We start from the raw sequence: 14,518 nt of genomic DNA, 5'->3' as shown, positions 1-14,518 counted from the left end.
GAGGTAAGGGATGCAATTAAGACCTTATCAACAGGAAGCACGGGAAGCTGTTCAAGCTGAATGGGCTAAAGGTCGCAAGCGCACGCTCTTAGTATTGCCAACTGGATGTGGAAAGACGATTGTATTTTCCAAAATCATTGAAGACCAAGTGAAAGAGGGCAAGCGTGTGCTTGTCCTTGCTCATAGGTCGGAGCTTTTAGAGCAGGCTAGCGACAAACTTAAGACTGCGACTGGGCTTGGCACAGCACTAGAGAAAGCTGAGAATACCTCTATCGGTTCATGGTATCGAGTAGTCGTCGGATCAGTCCAGACCATGCAGAGAGAGAAACGACTTAGTCAATTTCCTCCTGATTGGTTCGATACGATTGTAGTCGACGAAGCCCATCACGCCATTTCAGATGGTTATCAGCGTGTCCTTGGCTACTTCGAGCAGTCGAATGTATTAGGAGTAACTGCCACACCAGACCGCGGAGACATGAAGAACCTAGGCTCTTACTTCGATAGCCTTGCTTATGAATATTCGCTAGTCCAAGCTATTAAAGAAGGCTACTTATCTAAAATTAAGGCCCTGACAATTCCGCTTAGCTTGGATTTATCAAATGTCAGCATGTCGGCAGGCGATTTTAAAGCGAGCGATGTCGGAACGGCACTGGATCCATACCTGGAGCAGATAGCTGACGAAATGGTCAAGCAATGTGCAGACCGCAAGACAGTCGTATTCTTACCTTTAGTTAAAACTTCGCAAAAGTTTCGTGACATCTTAAACTCAAAAGGCTTTCGTGCCGCTGAAGTCAATGGAGAGTCCAAGGATCGTGCAGAAGTCTTAGAAGATTTTGAGAAGGACCGCTACAATGTCTTATGCAATTCCATGCTTCTAACAGAGGGCTGGGATTGTCCATCAGTTGATTGCGTAGTAGTTCTAAGACCGACTAAGGTGCGTGCTTTGTATAGCCAGATGGTAGGGCGTGGGACTCGCTTGCATCCAGGAAAGGAAGAATTACTCTTGCTAGACTTCCTCTGGCATACAGAACGACACGAGCTTTGCCGACCAGCTCACTTAATCTGTGAGACTCCAGAAGTTGCTCAAAAGATGGTTGAGAACATGGAAGAGCAAACTGGTGTAATGCTTGACCTTGAAGATATGGAAGTCAAGGCAACCGAGGACGTCGTCGCACAGCGTGAAGAGGCTTTGGCAAAACAGCTGGAAGAAATGCGCAAGCGTAAACGTAAGCTAGTAGATCCATTGCAATTTGAAATGTCTATCCATGCTGAAGATTTGTCGAACTATGTACCTAACTTTGGAATCGAGCAGTCTCCTCCAACAAAAAATCAGTTACAAGCCTTAGAAAAATTTGGAATTTTTACTGACGAAATCGGAAATTACGGTAAAGCTAGCAAGTTACTAGACCGACTTAGCAAGCGACAGTCAGAAGGTCTGACCACACCAAAGCAGATTCGATTATTGGAAAGATATGGCTTTAGAAATGTCGGTCTATGGAGCTTTGAAAATGCCAAAAATATGATAAATAGAATAGCAAGCAGCGGTTGGAGACTTCCGCAAAATGTTAATCCTAAAGAATATGTACCAAATTAAAAAAGTTCTTTGAAAATTTAATAAAAACACTTGACAAATTTGTCTGACAAGAATTATAATAATTGTTGTCAGACAGAAAGGTGGTGAACCATGACTGACAATAAAAAAACAGTAGGTCGTCCCAAAGCTGAAAAGCCACAAGACAAGCGTGTAACTGTGAGAATGACACAAGAAACTTTCGATAAGTTTGAGAGTTATTGTAAAAATCAACAGGTTACAAAGTCAGAAGCGATTCGCAGAGCGGTTGAGTTACTCAAATAAAAAAACAACTTAGAACCCCTAACGCCAATCAGACGGTTCTAAGCTGTCCACCCGAAGTGTAAACTCCGTGAAATCTATTATATCACGAGTGGACACTTCTTTTCAACATACACAAGGAGTGTTTTTATTATGGCTCAAAGAAATATTTTAAACAGTTACGAAGAATTGGTTGCTTATGTTAGCGAAATACAAGATTCATTAGATATTCTACATGAATGGTTATCGGTTGCTCCTGACCTCGATAAACCAGAGACGTATTTAGATTTAATCACACAGCATAGCTCGCATTGGGCATTGCTTAATCTAATTAGACATCGTTTAAACTGCTTGACTGAGGAACATGGTGCAATCGTGAGAGAAGAAGTCAGAACAGGAGTGTGTAAGAAATAAATGTCAGAAGAAAAATTTGATTTACTACCATTATTAAATTATATTGACCCAGCTACCCTCTCATATGAGGGGTGGTTGTCGGTCGGCATGGCCTTGAAGCATGAGGGCTATACTGCAGCAGATTGGGATAACTGGTCACAAAACGATAGCCGGTACAAGAAATTTGAATGCTTCAAGAAATGGGATACCTTCAACGAAGAAGCAGGAACGATTGTGACTGGTGCGACGATTACCCAACTTGCTAAAGAAAATGGCTGGGTGTCGCAATCCAGCTATGATAGCGAGAATGCACATGAGTTAGGCTGGACCGATACAATAGACCGTGATTATCGTGTGATTAACAAAGATTGGATTGAAGGTAAGGAAATCCATGAGCCAACTATTTGGAATCCAGTTCAGGAGATTATCAAATACCTTGAAACACTCTTCGAGGCTAGCGAAAATGTCGGTTATGTGACTGAATGTTATCCAAAGACTGACGATGAAACAGGCGAGATTGTCAAATGGCTGCCAACTAAGGGAGCTTATGATCGGACTGCTGGGCAATTGATTGAAGAACTTAGTAGATGTAATGGCGATATCGGTGCAGTGCTAGGTGATTATCACGAAGAAGCCGGCGCATGGGTTCGATTCAATCCAATGGATGGGAAAGGCGCAAAAAATGAAAATGTGACAGATTTTCGCTATGCTCTGGTGGAATCCGACAGTATGCCAATTGACAAGCAAAACGCCATTTATAAAGAGCTGGAGCTACCGATTGCAGCCTTAGTCCACAGTGGAAACAAGTCGTTACACGCTATCGTGAAAGTAGACGCTAAGAACTACGAAGAATACCGTAATAGGGTTGATTATCTTTATAAGATTTGTCAAAAGAACGGCATTATCGTCGATACACAGAATCGAAATCCAAGTAGACTATCTCGTATGCCTGGGTTCATCCGTAATGGACAGAAGCAATTCTTGGTAGATACGAATATTGGTAAGGCCGATTGGGATGAATGGTATCAATACATCGAAGATTTGAACGATGATTTACCTGATCCTGAAGGATTGGCCGATAGTTGGGATAACTTGCCAGAGTTAGCTCCTGAGTTGATAAAAGGTGTCCTTCGTCAAGGCCATAAGATGCTGATTGCTGGTCCTTCAAAAGCTGGTAAGTCATTCGCCTTGATTGAAATGTCAATCGCAATTGCCGAGGGAAAGAAATGGCTTAGTTGGGATTGTACCCAAGGACGTGTTTTATATGTTAATCTGGAGCTAGACCGTCCGTCTGCCTTGCATCGTTTTCGTGATGTTTATCAAGCTATGGGATTACCACCTAAAAGCATCCAGAATATCGATATCTGGAATCTTCGTGGGAAAACTGTACCGATGGACAAGTTGGCTCCTAAACTTATTCGTCGCTCTTTGAAAAAGAATTATATCGCAGTTATCATCGACCCAATCTATAAAGTATTGACTGGAGACGAGAACAGTGCAGACCAGATGGCACACTTTACCAATCAATTCGATAAGGTAGCCACAGAGTTAGGCTCTAGTGTTATCTACTGCCATCACCACTCGAAAGGTTCTCAAGGTGGCAAGAAGTCCATGGACCGCGCTAGTGGTTCGGGTGTATTTGCTCGGGATCCTGACGCGCTTATCGATTTGGTCGAGCTGGAAGTATCAGAAGAATTGCTTACTCAAAGGCTGAATCAGGCAGCGTGCGAAGTGTACAAACAGGCTTTACAAGAACGAAATAACGCTTATTACCAGCAAAATGTCGGACTAGATGACCTATTAAGCCCAGCGCAGATGCGAACGCACTTTGAAAAAGGTATCCCTGATGTGATGGATCGTGCTCCATTCGTGGATAAGCTCGAAGAAGCTCGCAACAAGATCCAGATAGCGACTGCGTGGCGAGTCGAGGGCACGCTCCGAGAGTTTGCCAAGTTCAAGCCAGTCAACATGTGGTTCAGTTATCCAGTGCATACACTTGATGAATCAGGCGTGTTGGCGGATATTAAGCTGGAGGAGAGTAACAGTTATATGAAGAAAGCAGCAGCCAATGCAAGAGGAGGTCGAAAATCTAAAGAGGAAAACTTAAAGGAACGGAACAAGAAACTCGAGACGGCGTATAGTGCACTTTTTGATGGAGTTTCACCAGTGACCGTGGAAGAAATTCAAGAATATTTTGGAGTGAAAAGTAAAAAGACAGTGGAAAATTATGTTGAAGAACATGAAAGTTTTGACATCAAAAACGGTATTGTTTTTACTATAAAAGAAAAGGAAAAATAGGAAAAAGTTACAAAGAATTCTTTAGAAAAGTTCTAACTTTTTCTTTTCTCAAAATAGAAAAAACTGTGTATTTTTCTTTTCCTGTCAAATCTGGAAAAATAGGAAAAAGTTACAATTTTTTCTAGAAAAATTAAGGTAATAACCTTATTCAAGGTTATAAAAGGACTTTTCCTTCGTAAAAGCAAAAGAGAAAAGGAAAAGGGGCTGTAAGTCCTGCCCCTTTATCCTTTGTCTCATCTTTTGCAAAGGGCGCAAAATTATAACAAACAAAAACATGTAAAATTAGAAAGGTGAAATAAAAATGTATGTAGATATTTTTAAAAGTAAATTTAGTGAGGCTGACTTTGATCTCGAAAATACCGAAACAGCTATTGAAAAATTTCAAGATGACATCAATGAGTATATTGGAGAGTTAGAAAATGATGATTATGAAATTATCAAGACAGAATTCAAATTATTTGATGATGGTCGTGTAATTGCTATAGTTGTATCAGATTAGTAAAGAGGTAAAAATGATTGAATTCTTTTTACCGATGCAAAAAATTCCGACAACGACCCACCAGCAAAAAAAGGTAAATGTAAAATCTGGTAAGCCAATCTTTTATGAGCCAGAGGATCTGAAAAATGCCAGAGCGAAATTTGAGAGCTTGCTTGCCCAGCATGTGCCTCCTGATAAATTTAAAGGAGCGATTCGGCTGACAGTCAAGTGGTGCTTCCCTCGTATCAAAAAAAGCTATGATGGTCAGTACAAGACCACAAAGCCGGATACAGATAATTTACAGAAGTTGCTCAAGGATTGCATGACGAAACTTGGATATTGGCAAGACGATGCACAAGTGGCCAGCGAGATTGTCGAAAAGTTCTGGGCTGACACAGTTGGGATCTATATCAAGATTGAGGAATTGCCATGAAAATCAATTATATTGATTTCTTTAGCAGAGTCATTCCTGAGTGGATGGCACACAGCAATCAAAAGAGCCAAGAAGTTGGATTCGGAACGGATGCTTATTGGCAATGGGCTGTGTCGTCTATCGGAGAAATTTGCAAACAATACAATGATGATGAGCTGGTGACAGAACAGTTTGGTTTGCTATTTAACTGGCTAGAAAAACAAGCAGGATAATTAATGAAGTATGACAAACAAACAGTAATCAACGGACTGAAACGTACAATCGAGCAAACGGAGGCAAGGATAGTTGAACTATCTGAGCCGTGTGTCAAATCGCTCGCTTTTAGTAGGTCTGAGGAACGTGACTTGCTTAAAAAGAAAGTGAAAAACTGGAAGAAGAGAATAAAGGAGTTGGAAGATGAAACTTAATGAATTGGTTGAGAAGTATAAAAAACTTGAGGGTGTATGGAATACTGAAGGAGCAGAGCTAGCGCGCCAAATCTTTTTACAAGACTTAGAACAGCTAGACGAACCAGAAACAGGCCATGCAGACGAAGCACCTCGTTATGTCAAGAACATACTAGCTCGATTGCGAGAATTGCCAGTGCATGATCGTGAAGTTTGGCTAAAGGCCATCATGGGTGAATTTGAGCAAGATTTTAGTCATGCAAAATGGCGTGAAGGCTACGAGCAAGGAAAACTTGAGGGAGCATGGGTTGGCAATCAATTGAAGGATGCTGATAAGATTCGAAGTGAGTTGAATAAAGTCCAAGTTCCGCAGTTCGTGGCTGATTGGATAGAACATTGCAGAGGTCTAGGGTATTCTTTATACCAAGCAATGGAGCTGGTTCACGAAAATGCCGAAATAAAAAAATGGTTTATATTTGTAGATAACCAAGACCTCTTCGCTCGAGCATGGCTTGACGGCTACATAGTAGAAAAGGAGAAAAAATACGAAATTAAACTTCTAAACCGAAACGACGGGGACTTATATCTTGTCAATCAAAATGCAAATTTAGCAGATAAATACGGACATTTTTCTCCCGTAGTACTCCTTTTTACAAAAAGTACTTTTTTTTCAGAAAAGTGCTATAAACTCACGAAAAAGGAAGTAGTTTCGAATGGCTTCGGCTGGGTGTTCGATTGTGAGGGTATTGAAGTCGAGGAGGTGAAAGATTGACGATAAATATCAAGCAACGATTAAAAGCTTTGCAGTACATCGATATCAAAGCGAAGTCTAAGCACCAGGAAATTATCAGCTTGAAATCGAGCATTTTGCGAGGACAGCAGTTTAATAATATGCCAAAGTCAGAAAACTCGTCTAATCGCTCTGAAGAATTGAATGTGTTGATTATTGATAAATCAGAACAGCTGTACCGCGAAATCCAAGAACTCTATAGGGAACGGGACGAGCTTGTGCAAGTGATTGAGTCATTGGATGATCCTGTGGAAAATATTATCATGCGCTTGTTGTACATTGATGGATTGTCATGGAGTCAAATTCAGGCTCAGTTACGTTGCGGACGTGGGACGATTCATCGGGCTAGAGAGAGTGCTTTGAAAAAAATTTCTAAAAAATGGAACTAATGGAACTCTTTGGAATTCCTAAAGTGATATTATGGTATTGTCAACGAGTAAGGTAAGTACTTGATGGCTCCTTTAATGTTTAACGGTATCAGGGGTGGCAAGCTGGTGATTTCCTCGTTGTATTATTTAGTTCAACCCTTGGTATCGTTATTTTTAGGCTTTTAGTGTAGCGGTAACACAACAGTCTCCAAAACTGTTATCGTGGGTTCGATTCCTGCAAAGTCTGTGAGAGGTCTTCATTAAGTCACACATTGTGTGGCTTTTTTTGATTTTTGAAAGGAGGTAGCAATGAATGAACGTGAAGAAATGGCTATCAATGAATTAAAAAAACATGCTATAGATTTGATGTCAGACTGGCCTGCCTCCAGGAATAGACAGAAATCCTTTGTGCTGGCTTACATGGCTAATGGTTTCCAGAACGCTACGCAAGCAGCAAAAGAAGCTGGTTTTAGCGAGAAAACTGCGAGAACGTCAGCTTCAAATATGTTAGCAGGTATGAACAAGTATGAACATATTCCACCAGTCGTTGAAAAACTAAAAAATGCTTTTGATGAGCGCAGGACGGAGCTTTCTTTGCTAAATTCGGTAGACATTCAGCAGTTTTGGGCGAAAATTATCAGACGTGAGATTAAAGACGTTAAACTTGTCGGCGACGGGGAAGGCTATCAGTCAGTCAAGGAAGTTCCTCCTGATCTATCTATAATGTTGTCAGCATCGGACAAATACGCGAAAACGTTAGGAATGTATCAAAATAACATCGATATCACTCAACGCACTATCGAAATCAAAGTAGGTGATTGGGATGCTGACGAAGAGTAAGCCTAAAATCGAGATAGTCATTGACTATCCAAGCAGGGTCTTCAATAAGCATATCTATGACAAGCTGACAGACTATTCAACCTTTACTGAAGTCCATTACGGTGGAGCATCAAGCGGTAAAAGCCATGGTGTCATTCAAAAGGTTGTATTTAAGGCTTGTCAAGATTGGAAGCATCCACGTAAAATACTTTTTTTGCGTAAAGTGGGGTCGACAGTCTATGACTCGATTTTTGAAGATGTGAAGCAATGTTTGGATAATTGGCAGTTACTTGATAAGTGCAAGGTTAACAATTCAGCTTATCGAATTGAGTTACCAAACGGTGCACAGTTTATTTTCAAAGGGTTAGACAATCCGGAGAAAATTAAGTCCATTAAGGGCGTTTCGGATGTGGTCATGGAAGAAGCATCTGAGTTCACGCTAGACGATTACACGCAGCTTACGCTTCGTCTCAGGGATAAAAAACACAAGCAGAAACAAATCTTCTTGATGTTTAACCCAGTTTCAAAAGTCAACTGGACCTACAACGCTTTTTTTGTTAAGAAACCAAAAAATACGGTTGTTTATCACACATCCTACAAAGATAATCGTTTTTTAGACAAGGTCACGATTGAGAATATCGAAGAACTGGCCAACAGAAATGAAGCGTACTACAAGATTTACGCTCTGGGTGAGTTTGCGACATTGGACAAGCTAGTCTTTCCAAAGTACGAGAAACGATTGCTTAATAAAGACGAGCTGGCGCATCTGCCGTCTTATTTTGGTCTTGACTATGGATTCATCAATGACCCGTCAGCCTTGCTTCATGTAAGGATAGACGATGCTAACAAGCGTTTATATGTAGTCGAAGAATTTGTAAGAAAGGGATTGACAAATGACAAGATTGCAGAAAGTATCAAGGCCCTTGGGTATGCCAAGGAACAAATTATGGCTGATAGTGCCGAAAAGAAATCGAATCAAGAATTGCGAAATCTTGGAATCCCTCGGGTTGTTGATGTGCAGAAAGGTCCTGGCTCAGTCATGCAGGGCATACAATACTTGCTTCAGTATGATTGGGTAGTTGATGAAAGATGCGTAAAGCTGATTGAAGAACTTGAAAATTACACTTGGAAGAAAGACAAGAAGACAAATGAGTACATCAACGAGCCAGTTGATGGCTATAATCACTGCATCGATGCGATTAGATATGCTTTGCAAGATAGGATATATAAAACAAAAATCAAACTATTCAAAGGAGGTTTTTAAAATTGGCAAAAGTTTTTGTTAATAAACGAAAGGTCATTACGACAACAAGCGATGAAGTGACTGAAGAACTTGTTACTGAAGCAATCAGGCTTCACATGAGCAAGCTAGTCAAGAACTATGTTGAGAGCGAAGATATGTATCTCTCACAACATGAAGTCTTGAAAATGCCTAAAAAAGATAACTGGAAGCCAGACAATCGTCTGGTTTTTAATTATGCAAAATATATTGTCGATACGTTCACAGGCTATCAAATCGGTGTCCCTGTCAAAATCAAGCACGAAGATGAAAACGTGAACGAGTTTGTCTCTGATTTCCGTAAGATTAACGACATGGAAGATTCAGAGTTTGAACTTGCTAAGATGTCTAGTGTGTTTGGTCATGCGTTTATTTATGTTTATCAAAACGAATATAAGCAGACCAGAGCGACTTATAACAGTCCAATTAATATGTTCATCGTGCATGATAACAGTATTGAAGAACGCCCGTTATTCGCAGTAAGATATACGTTTAATGAGAATAGCCAAAAAGGTGTTGGACAAGTTATCACGAATAATGAGGTGATTGACGCTGCTTTTTCAACTGGTGGAACAGTAAAATTCGGTGAGCGTACTCAGCACATCTATAGTTCTATCCCAGTTGTTGAATTGATTGAGAACGAAGAACGACAAAGCATTTTTGAAAGCGTCAAGACTTTGATTAATGCTTTGAATAAGGCAGCAAGCGAGAAAGCGAATGATGTGGATTATTTCGCAGACGCTTATTTGAAAGTGCTGGGTGTCGAACTACAAGATGAAGATGCTAGTCAAATCAGAGAGAATAGGATTTTCAATCTTTGGAAGAATGGTGACGGACCTTTGCCTGAAGTCAACTTCCTTGAGAAGCCAAGTTCAGACACGACCCAAGAGAACCTTATCAGCTTACTGAAAGAGTCTATCTTTGCTATTTCTATGGTTGCCAATATGTCTGAAGCTGATTTTGGAAATTCATCTGGTACTGCTCTTGCTTTTAAATTGCAGGCGATGGACAACCTTGCTCGCATGAAAGATAGGAAGCTACAATCTGCATTTAATCGCTTGTATCAGATTGTATTCAGCGTGCCTTTGACTGCTGTATACGAGGATGCGTGGACAGGGTTGACTTATACATTTACTAGAAACGTTCCAAGAAACATTCTTGAAGAAGCGCAGATTGTCGGACAGTTATCTGGACAAGTATCTGAAGAGACTAAGCTATCTGTTCTATCTATCATTGATGATCCGCAGAAAGAAATCGAAAGAATGGAGAAAGAAGAGGAAGCCATGGGCGACCTTGAAGTTCGTCTAGAAAAACAAAAAATCTACTCAGACGCTGAAATAGATGAAAGTCAGAAAGTTATAGCAGATGTTGACCAGTAAGTATTGGGAAGATAGGTATCGCGCGGAAGAAAAGGCTAGGGAACTAGCAGATAAGAGAGTAGCTTATCAACTGAACGGTGTCTATCAACAACACGCTAATAACATTCAGAAAGAAATTGATAGCTTTTGGCAAAGGTATGCTGATAAAGAGGGTATCACGAAGCTAGAAGCTAAGCAGAGAGCTGATAGGCTTGATATGGTCAATGTTGAATTTAAAGCCAAGCAACTTGTTGAACGTGCTAATCTCTTGAGACAACGTGGTCAGAAGGTGACGAGCGAGGATTTCACGAAGGCAGAGAATGACTTGATGAGATTGTATAACTTGAAGATGAAGACAAGTCGCCTTGAAGTGTTGCAAGCGAATATCAAGCTACATCAGTATGATTTGGCTTTGAGTGAGTTTGAAATCATTGATAAGCATTTAACGGAGTCTGTCAGACGTGAGAATCTGTTCAGCGCTGGTGTTTTGAATATGACTCTCGGAAGTTTTGAAGCTTCAAAAGTATCAGCAGATACGATTACATACGCTAATTTCAATAATGCGACGTGGTCTTCTCGAATTTGGGAAAGACAAAGCGAGTTGCGAGATATCGTTAAGAAAGGTGTTGCTGATACCGTTTTAAGAGGCAAAGGCACAAACCTTTTAATCAATCAGCTACGTAAAGAGTTCGATGTGTCTTATGGCTACGCTAGACGGTTAGCAGTGACAGAATCGGCAAGGGTATACTCAGAGGCTCAGAAAGCTAACTATGAAGCAAATGGTGTTGAAGAGTTTGAAATCATGACTGAATTAAAAGCGTGTCAAATTTGTCAACCATTCAACGGAAAGATATTTAAAGTATCTGAGTTGGTTCCAGCATTGAACGCACCGCCTTTTCATCCGAATTGTCGGTGTACAACAGTACCGCATTTTAATCACAAAAAATCAAATAATAAAGAGCAACAAGAAATTGATAAAGTATTTGAAGCTAAAGATCCAAAAGAAATAGACGACTTCTTCAGAAAGCAAAAGTCTTATCAGAAGTGGTTGAAGAATCTATCTAGTCATGAAGTGGAATCTATCCATGAATATACAACAGCGATGTACGAGGATTACAACCATGTATTGAGAGAAGGAAGACAAGGATTTCTAGATAAAATCACAGGTGGAAGCTCACAAAAATTAAGCGATGAGACTAAAAAGTGGTATAATGATATTGAGAAGAAATCTGAGCAAATTATTTCAGCTATTTCAACATATAAAGCAGAAAAAACTTTTAAAACTTATCGACTATTCAATCAATCAGAAGACGATTTTTTAGTAAATGCTGTCGGTAAAACACTAGTGATTGATAAAGGATTTATGAGTACTAGTCTTGATAGGGCAGTTATAGATGAGTTTGGAGGCGGAGATGTTGAAATTCAATTAAATATACTCATAAAGAAAGGTCAATCTGTTGGTGCGTATATCAGTGAATTGAGTAATTACGCCGACGAAAAAGAGTTCATAATTAAACCAAATACAAGGTTTAAGATTCTCTCTGAAACGGTGCAAGAGATGGCTTTTGACACTAAACGAAGAATTATTGAAGTGGAGGTAGTGGATTGAAAACAAAATATTTAGAACATATCTTGTTTGAACCATTGAAAAAAGCGACAGATGAACAGGTTGCTTTTTTAGGGAACGCAATTTTCTTTAGTCAAGCATTCTTAGAAAAAAATCATCCGCAAATATTGGAGGAATTTTCAAAAGATTACCCACCAGTTTTTACAAGTGAGCGCTCTAAAAGATGGATTCATCGTTTTAGAAGTGATTTCTATAATTCTAGTAGGTCAAACAATGATACTCCACTTGATGAATTTATCGTCAGAGCAAAGAGAAAGATGCCTGACTATGCACGTAAAGAATATGAAGAATATCTATCAACAAGCGCCTAGAGAAATCTAAGTGCTTTTTTCATGCTCAGAAAAGGTGTAGAAAATGAAAGTCAAAGAACTTTGTGAAGTGATAGATCAACAACAAGACATTTCAGTTTGCCACAATAACAAGGATTTGGATGGAGGTTATCCATGCGATTTTTTGAATTGTGAATTGGTTGTAAAAAGAATTTCAGTGGTAGCTTGCGAAGTTATCCTAATAGAAACTTAAAAGAAAGGAACAGAAATATGGAAGATTGGCAAAGACGTTTTATCGATGAATACAATGCGCTTAAGGATAAATATACAAAATTACATAAAATGGTTATCAAATACGAAGCTGGTACGCTCAATTTTGAGCCAAAATGCTCAATTGAAGTTTTAAAAAATCAAAAGTGCGCCATGGGTCAGTATTTATACTGGCTAGAAATTCGAGCAGAAATCGAAGGAATCGAATTATAAAACTTAACCGTATGGAATCCCGTACGGTTTTTATATTGTCCGAACTTTGACGACATTAAAAGCCAAGGATATCAGTCCACTCGGACTTAAAAGGAGGGCCTGAAATGGCAGAAGAAGTAAAAGAAGATGTATTGGAAATCGAAAAGGAAACAGTCGACAATCCTAAAACGGTTGAAGATGCACCGAAAACATTCACTCAAAGTGAAGTTGATGATCTAATCAAGAAACGCTTGGCTAAACAAGAAAAGTCATTCGATAAACGAATGCAAGAAAAGCTTGATGAAGCCGAAAAGCTACGTCAGATGAACGAAACCCAGAAAGCAGAGTATGAGCAGGAAAAACAAAAAGCATACATTGCTGAACTGGAAGCTAAAATCAATCGTAGCGGACTAGAGCGAGAAGCTTCTAAAATGCTTTCCGAGGGCGGTATTGCAGTTGATGATAAAATCCTAGGTCTTGTTGTCAAAGATACCGCAGAGGCTACACAGGAGGCTGTAGAAGGCTTTGTTGCATTAGTGAATGAACTTGCTGATAAAAAGGTCAGTGAGAAACTAAAAGGTAAGACACCGAAGAAGATGGAAGACACTTCAGCTGGTGAGATTACCAAAGAACAATTTAACAGAATGGGTTACCAGAGTAGGAATGAACTGCTCCAAAACAACCCAGAACTTTATCATAAGTTGAAAGGATAATAGACAATGACACAAACTAAAATTGCACAAATGGTCAACCCTGAAGTAATGGCTGATATGGTATCAGCTAAGCTTGACAAAATGATTAAATTCACACCACTTGCTTACGTTGAGCGCATGCTTGTCGGACAACCAGGTACTACAATCACAGTTCCTAAATGGGAATACTCTGGTGACGCTAAAGATGTAGCTGAAGGTGAAGCTATCACTCCTGACCAATTGACTACTAAAAAATCTACAATGACCATTAAGAAAGCCGGGAAAGGTATCGAACTTACAGACGAAGCGGTTCTTTCTGGCTACGGCGACCCAATTGGTCAAGCTACACACCAAATTGCTTTGGCTATTGCTAACAAAGTAGATAATGATTTGGTTGAAGAAGCTAAAAAAGCTACTCAATTCGTCGCTGAAGCACCCACAACTGGTGATGCACTTGATAAAGCCTTGGCAGTGTTCGCAGATGAAGAAGATGCACGTTACGTTGCTCTTATCAATCCTGAAGATGCTATTGCTTTACGTAAAGATACAGCTAAAGAGTGGGTTCGTGGTTCAGAAATCGGCGCCAACATCGTTGTTTCTGGTACTTTTGGTGAAGCGCATGGTGTTCAAATCGTACGTTCTAAGAAAGTTGAAAAAGGTAAAGGTTTCCTTGTTAAAGTTTCAGCTACTGACACAGATACAGATGATGTTGCTAAATACGGAGCATTCGTTATCAATCTTAAACGTGATGTAGCTATTGAAACAGACCGTGACATCCTCAAGAAAACTACTGTTATCACTGGTGATGAACACTACGGTGTATACTTGTACGATCCTTCAAAAGTCGTTAAATTCGGAGGTGCTTAATGGGAATGATGTTAAGACGACATCATCCTAAAAAGCCTGCTGAAACTGAAGTTATCGATTACAGCGACTTAACGGTTAAAGATTTAAAAGATATTGCCAAAGAGCGCAATATCGAAGGTTATTCAACATTGAACAAAGAGGACCTTATCGCAGTATTGGAGGGATAAC

The 14,518-nt window shown here is 39.8% G+C and carries 19 protein-coding genes and 1 tRNA gene; all 20 read left to right on the top strand.

The genetic code is table 11. The features are described 5' to 3' along the window. Nucleotides 1–10: 10 nt before the first annotated feature. The 20 genes from HMPREF2628_RS00520 (at nt 11) to HMPREF2628_RS10235 (ending at nt 14,517) form a co-directional block, all read left to right on the top strand. A complete protein-coding gene (locus HMPREF2628_RS00520; RefSeq protein ID WP_070842040.1) occupies nt 11–1,594 on the top strand; it encodes a DEAD/DEAH box helicase in 1,584 nt (527 codons plus the stop codon). Nucleotides 1,595–1,684: 90 nt separating this feature from the next. Further along, a complete protein-coding gene (locus tag HMPREF2628_RS00515) occupies nt 1,685–1,855 on the top strand; it encodes a ribbon-helix-helix protein, CopG family (RefSeq protein WP_070842039.1) in 171 nt (56 codons plus the stop codon). A 129-nt stretch (nt 1,856–1,984) separates the two neighbouring features. Beyond that, nucleotides 1,985–2,245, top strand: a complete 261-nt coding sequence (locus HMPREF2628_RS00510; protein WP_070842038.1) for a hypothetical protein — start codon at nt 1,985–1,987, stop codon at nt 2,243–2,245. Continuing rightward, nucleotides 2,246–4,522 (top strand): AAA family ATPase, encoded by a 2,277-nt coding sequence (locus HMPREF2628_RS00505; RefSeq protein ID WP_070842037.1) that lies wholly within the window; start codon nt 2,246–2,248, stop codon nt 4,520–4,522. A 301-nt stretch (nt 4,523–4,823) separates the two neighbouring features. Continuing rightward, the gene (locus tag HMPREF2628_RS00500; protein WP_070842036.1) at nt 4,824–5,021 is read left to right on the top strand and encodes a hypothetical protein; all 198 of its coding nucleotides are present in this window, start codon (nt 4,824–4,826) and stop codon (nt 5,019–5,021) included. 13 nt (nt 5,022–5,034) lie between these two features. Then, complete coding sequence (locus HMPREF2628_RS00495; RefSeq protein WP_070842035.1) at nt 5,035–5,433, top strand: RusA family crossover junction endodeoxyribonuclease; 399 nt, start codon at nt 5,035–5,037, stop codon at nt 5,431–5,433. Continuing rightward, nucleotides 5,430–5,645, top strand: a complete 216-nt coding sequence (locus tag HMPREF2628_RS00490) for a hypothetical protein (RefSeq protein ID WP_070842034.1) — start codon at nt 5,430–5,432, stop codon at nt 5,643–5,645. Before HMPREF2628_RS00495 ends, HMPREF2628_RS00490 begins: the two co-directional genes overlap by 4 nt. 184 nt (nt 5,646–5,829) lie before the next feature. Then, nucleotides 5,830–6,591, top strand: coding sequence for a DUF1642 domain-containing protein (locus HMPREF2628_RS00480; protein WP_070842032.1), 762 nt, complete (start codon nt 5,830–5,832; stop codon nt 6,589–6,591). Nucleotides 6,592–6,710: 119 nt separating this feature from the next. Then, on the top strand, nt 6,711–6,998 hold the full coding sequence (locus HMPREF2628_RS00475) for a DUF1492 domain-containing protein (protein ID WP_257375262.1): 288 nt from the start codon (nt 6,711–6,713) through the stop codon (nt 6,996–6,998). 155 nt (nt 6,999–7,153) lie between these two features. Next, a tRNA-Trp gene (locus tag HMPREF2628_RS00470) sits at nt 7,154–7,224 on the top strand. Between the two features lie 62 nt (nt 7,225–7,286). Beyond that, entirely contained in the window at nt 7,287–7,817 is a 531-nt protein-coding gene (locus HMPREF2628_RS00465) for a terminase small subunit (protein WP_070842030.1), read from the top strand. Continuing rightward, nucleotides 7,801–9,060, top strand: coding sequence for a PBSX family phage terminase large subunit (locus HMPREF2628_RS00460; RefSeq protein WP_070842029.1), 1,260 nt, complete (start codon nt 7,801–7,803; stop codon nt 9,058–9,060). The genes HMPREF2628_RS00465 and HMPREF2628_RS00460 overlap by 17 nt, the downstream gene beginning before the upstream one ends. 2 nt (nt 9,061–9,062) lie before the next feature. After that, entirely contained in the window at nt 9,063–10,454 is a 1,392-nt protein-coding gene (locus tag HMPREF2628_RS00455) for a phage portal protein (protein ID WP_070842028.1), read from the top strand. Continuing rightward, nucleotides 10,441–12,042 (top strand): minor capsid protein, encoded by a 1,602-nt coding sequence (locus HMPREF2628_RS00450; protein WP_070842027.1) that lies wholly within the window; start codon nt 10,441–10,443, stop codon nt 12,040–12,042. The genes HMPREF2628_RS00455 and HMPREF2628_RS00450 overlap by 14 nt, the downstream gene beginning before the upstream one ends. Further along, nucleotides 12,039–12,371 (top strand): hypothetical protein, encoded by a 333-nt coding sequence (locus HMPREF2628_RS00445; RefSeq protein WP_070842026.1) that lies wholly within the window; start codon nt 12,039–12,041, stop codon nt 12,369–12,371. Before HMPREF2628_RS00450 ends, HMPREF2628_RS00445 begins: the two co-directional genes overlap by 4 nt. A gap of 43 nt (nt 12,372–12,414) precedes the next feature. After that, the gene (locus HMPREF2628_RS10855; RefSeq protein WP_180364259.1) at nt 12,415–12,582 is read left to right on the top strand and encodes a hypothetical protein; all 168 of its coding nucleotides are present in this window, start codon (nt 12,415–12,417) and stop codon (nt 12,580–12,582) included. 17 nt (nt 12,583–12,599) lie between these two features. Beyond that, a complete protein-coding gene (locus HMPREF2628_RS00440) occupies nt 12,600–12,812 on the top strand; it encodes a crAss001_48 related protein (protein ID WP_070842025.1) in 213 nt (70 codons plus the stop codon). Between the two features lie 104 nt (nt 12,813–12,916). Beyond that, entirely contained in the window at nt 12,917–13,504 is a 588-nt protein-coding gene (locus HMPREF2628_RS00435) for a DUF4355 domain-containing protein (protein WP_070842024.1), read from the top strand. A 6-nt stretch (nt 13,505–13,510) separates the two neighbouring features. Further along, entirely contained in the window at nt 13,511–14,350 is an 840-nt protein-coding gene (locus HMPREF2628_RS00430; protein WP_070842023.1) for a N4-gp56 family major capsid protein, read from the top strand. A 5-nt stretch (nt 14,351–14,355) separates the two neighbouring features. Further along, on the top strand, nt 14,356–14,517 hold the full coding sequence (locus HMPREF2628_RS10235; protein ID WP_218970025.1) for a Rho termination factor N-terminal domain-containing protein: 162 nt from the start codon (nt 14,356–14,358) through the stop codon (nt 14,515–14,517). Nucleotide 14,518 lies beyond the last annotated feature (1 nt).

Source organism: Streptococcus sp. HMSC063B03 (genome assembly GCF_001836965.1).
In the GTDB taxonomy this organism is placed as follows: Bacteria; Bacillota; Bacilli; order Lactobacillales; family Streptococcaceae; genus Streptococcus; species Streptococcus pneumoniae_F.
Note: the sequence above shows the minus strand (reverse complement) of the source record. Positions and strands in the feature narration are given on the sequence as shown.

Coding starts and splice junctions, on each gene's coding strand:
- HMPREF2628_RS00430 (WP_070842023.1), top strand. CDS start 13,511: ATGACACAAACTAAAATTGCACAAATGGTCAACCCTGAAGTAATGGCT.
- HMPREF2628_RS10855 (WP_180364259.1), top strand. CDS start 12,415: ATGAAAGTCAAAGAACTTTGTGAAGTGATAGATCAACAACAAGACATT.
- HMPREF2628_RS00460 (WP_070842029.1), top strand. CDS start 7,801: ATGCTGACGAAGAGTAAGCCTAAAATCGAGATAGTCATTGACTATCCA.
- HMPREF2628_RS00520 (WP_070842040.1), top strand. CDS start 11: ATGCAATTAAGACCTTATCAACAGGAAGCACGGGAAGCTGTTCAAGCT.
- HMPREF2628_RS00500 (WP_070842036.1), top strand. CDS start 4,824: ATGTATGTAGATATTTTTAAAAGTAAATTTAGTGAGGCTGACTTTGAT.
- HMPREF2628_RS00510 (WP_070842038.1), top strand. CDS start 1,985: ATGGCTCAAAGAAATATTTTAAACAGTTACGAAGAATTGGTTGCTTAT.
- HMPREF2628_RS00515 (WP_070842039.1), top strand. CDS start 1,685: ATGACTGACAATAAAAAAACAGTAGGTCGTCCCAAAGCTGAAAAGCCA.
- HMPREF2628_RS00505 (WP_070842037.1), top strand. CDS start 2,246: ATGTCAGAAGAAAAATTTGATTTACTACCATTATTAAATTATATTGAC.
- HMPREF2628_RS00465 (WP_070842030.1), top strand. CDS start 7,287: ATGAATGAACGTGAAGAAATGGCTATCAATGAATTAAAAAAACATGCT.
- HMPREF2628_RS10235 (WP_218970025.1), top strand. CDS start 14,356: ATGATGTTAAGACGACATCATCCTAAAAAGCCTGCTGAAACTGAAGTT.
- HMPREF2628_RS00495 (WP_070842035.1), top strand. CDS start 5,035: ATGATTGAATTCTTTTTACCGATGCAAAAAATTCCGACAACGACCCAC.
- HMPREF2628_RS00440 (WP_070842025.1), top strand. CDS start 12,600: ATGGAAGATTGGCAAAGACGTTTTATCGATGAATACAATGCGCTTAAG.
- HMPREF2628_RS00450 (WP_070842027.1), top strand. CDS start 10,441: ATGTTGACCAGTAAGTATTGGGAAGATAGGTATCGCGCGGAAGAAAAG.
- HMPREF2628_RS00480 (WP_070842032.1), top strand. CDS start 5,830: ATGAAACTTAATGAATTGGTTGAGAAGTATAAAAAACTTGAGGGTGTA.
- HMPREF2628_RS00435 (WP_070842024.1), top strand. CDS start 12,917: ATGGCAGAAGAAGTAAAAGAAGATGTATTGGAAATCGAAAAGGAAACA.
- HMPREF2628_RS00490 (WP_070842034.1), top strand. CDS start 5,430: ATGAAAATCAATTATATTGATTTCTTTAGCAGAGTCATTCCTGAGTGG.
- HMPREF2628_RS00475 (WP_257375262.1), top strand. CDS start 6,711: ATGCCAAAGTCAGAAAACTCGTCTAATCGCTCTGAAGAATTGAATGTG.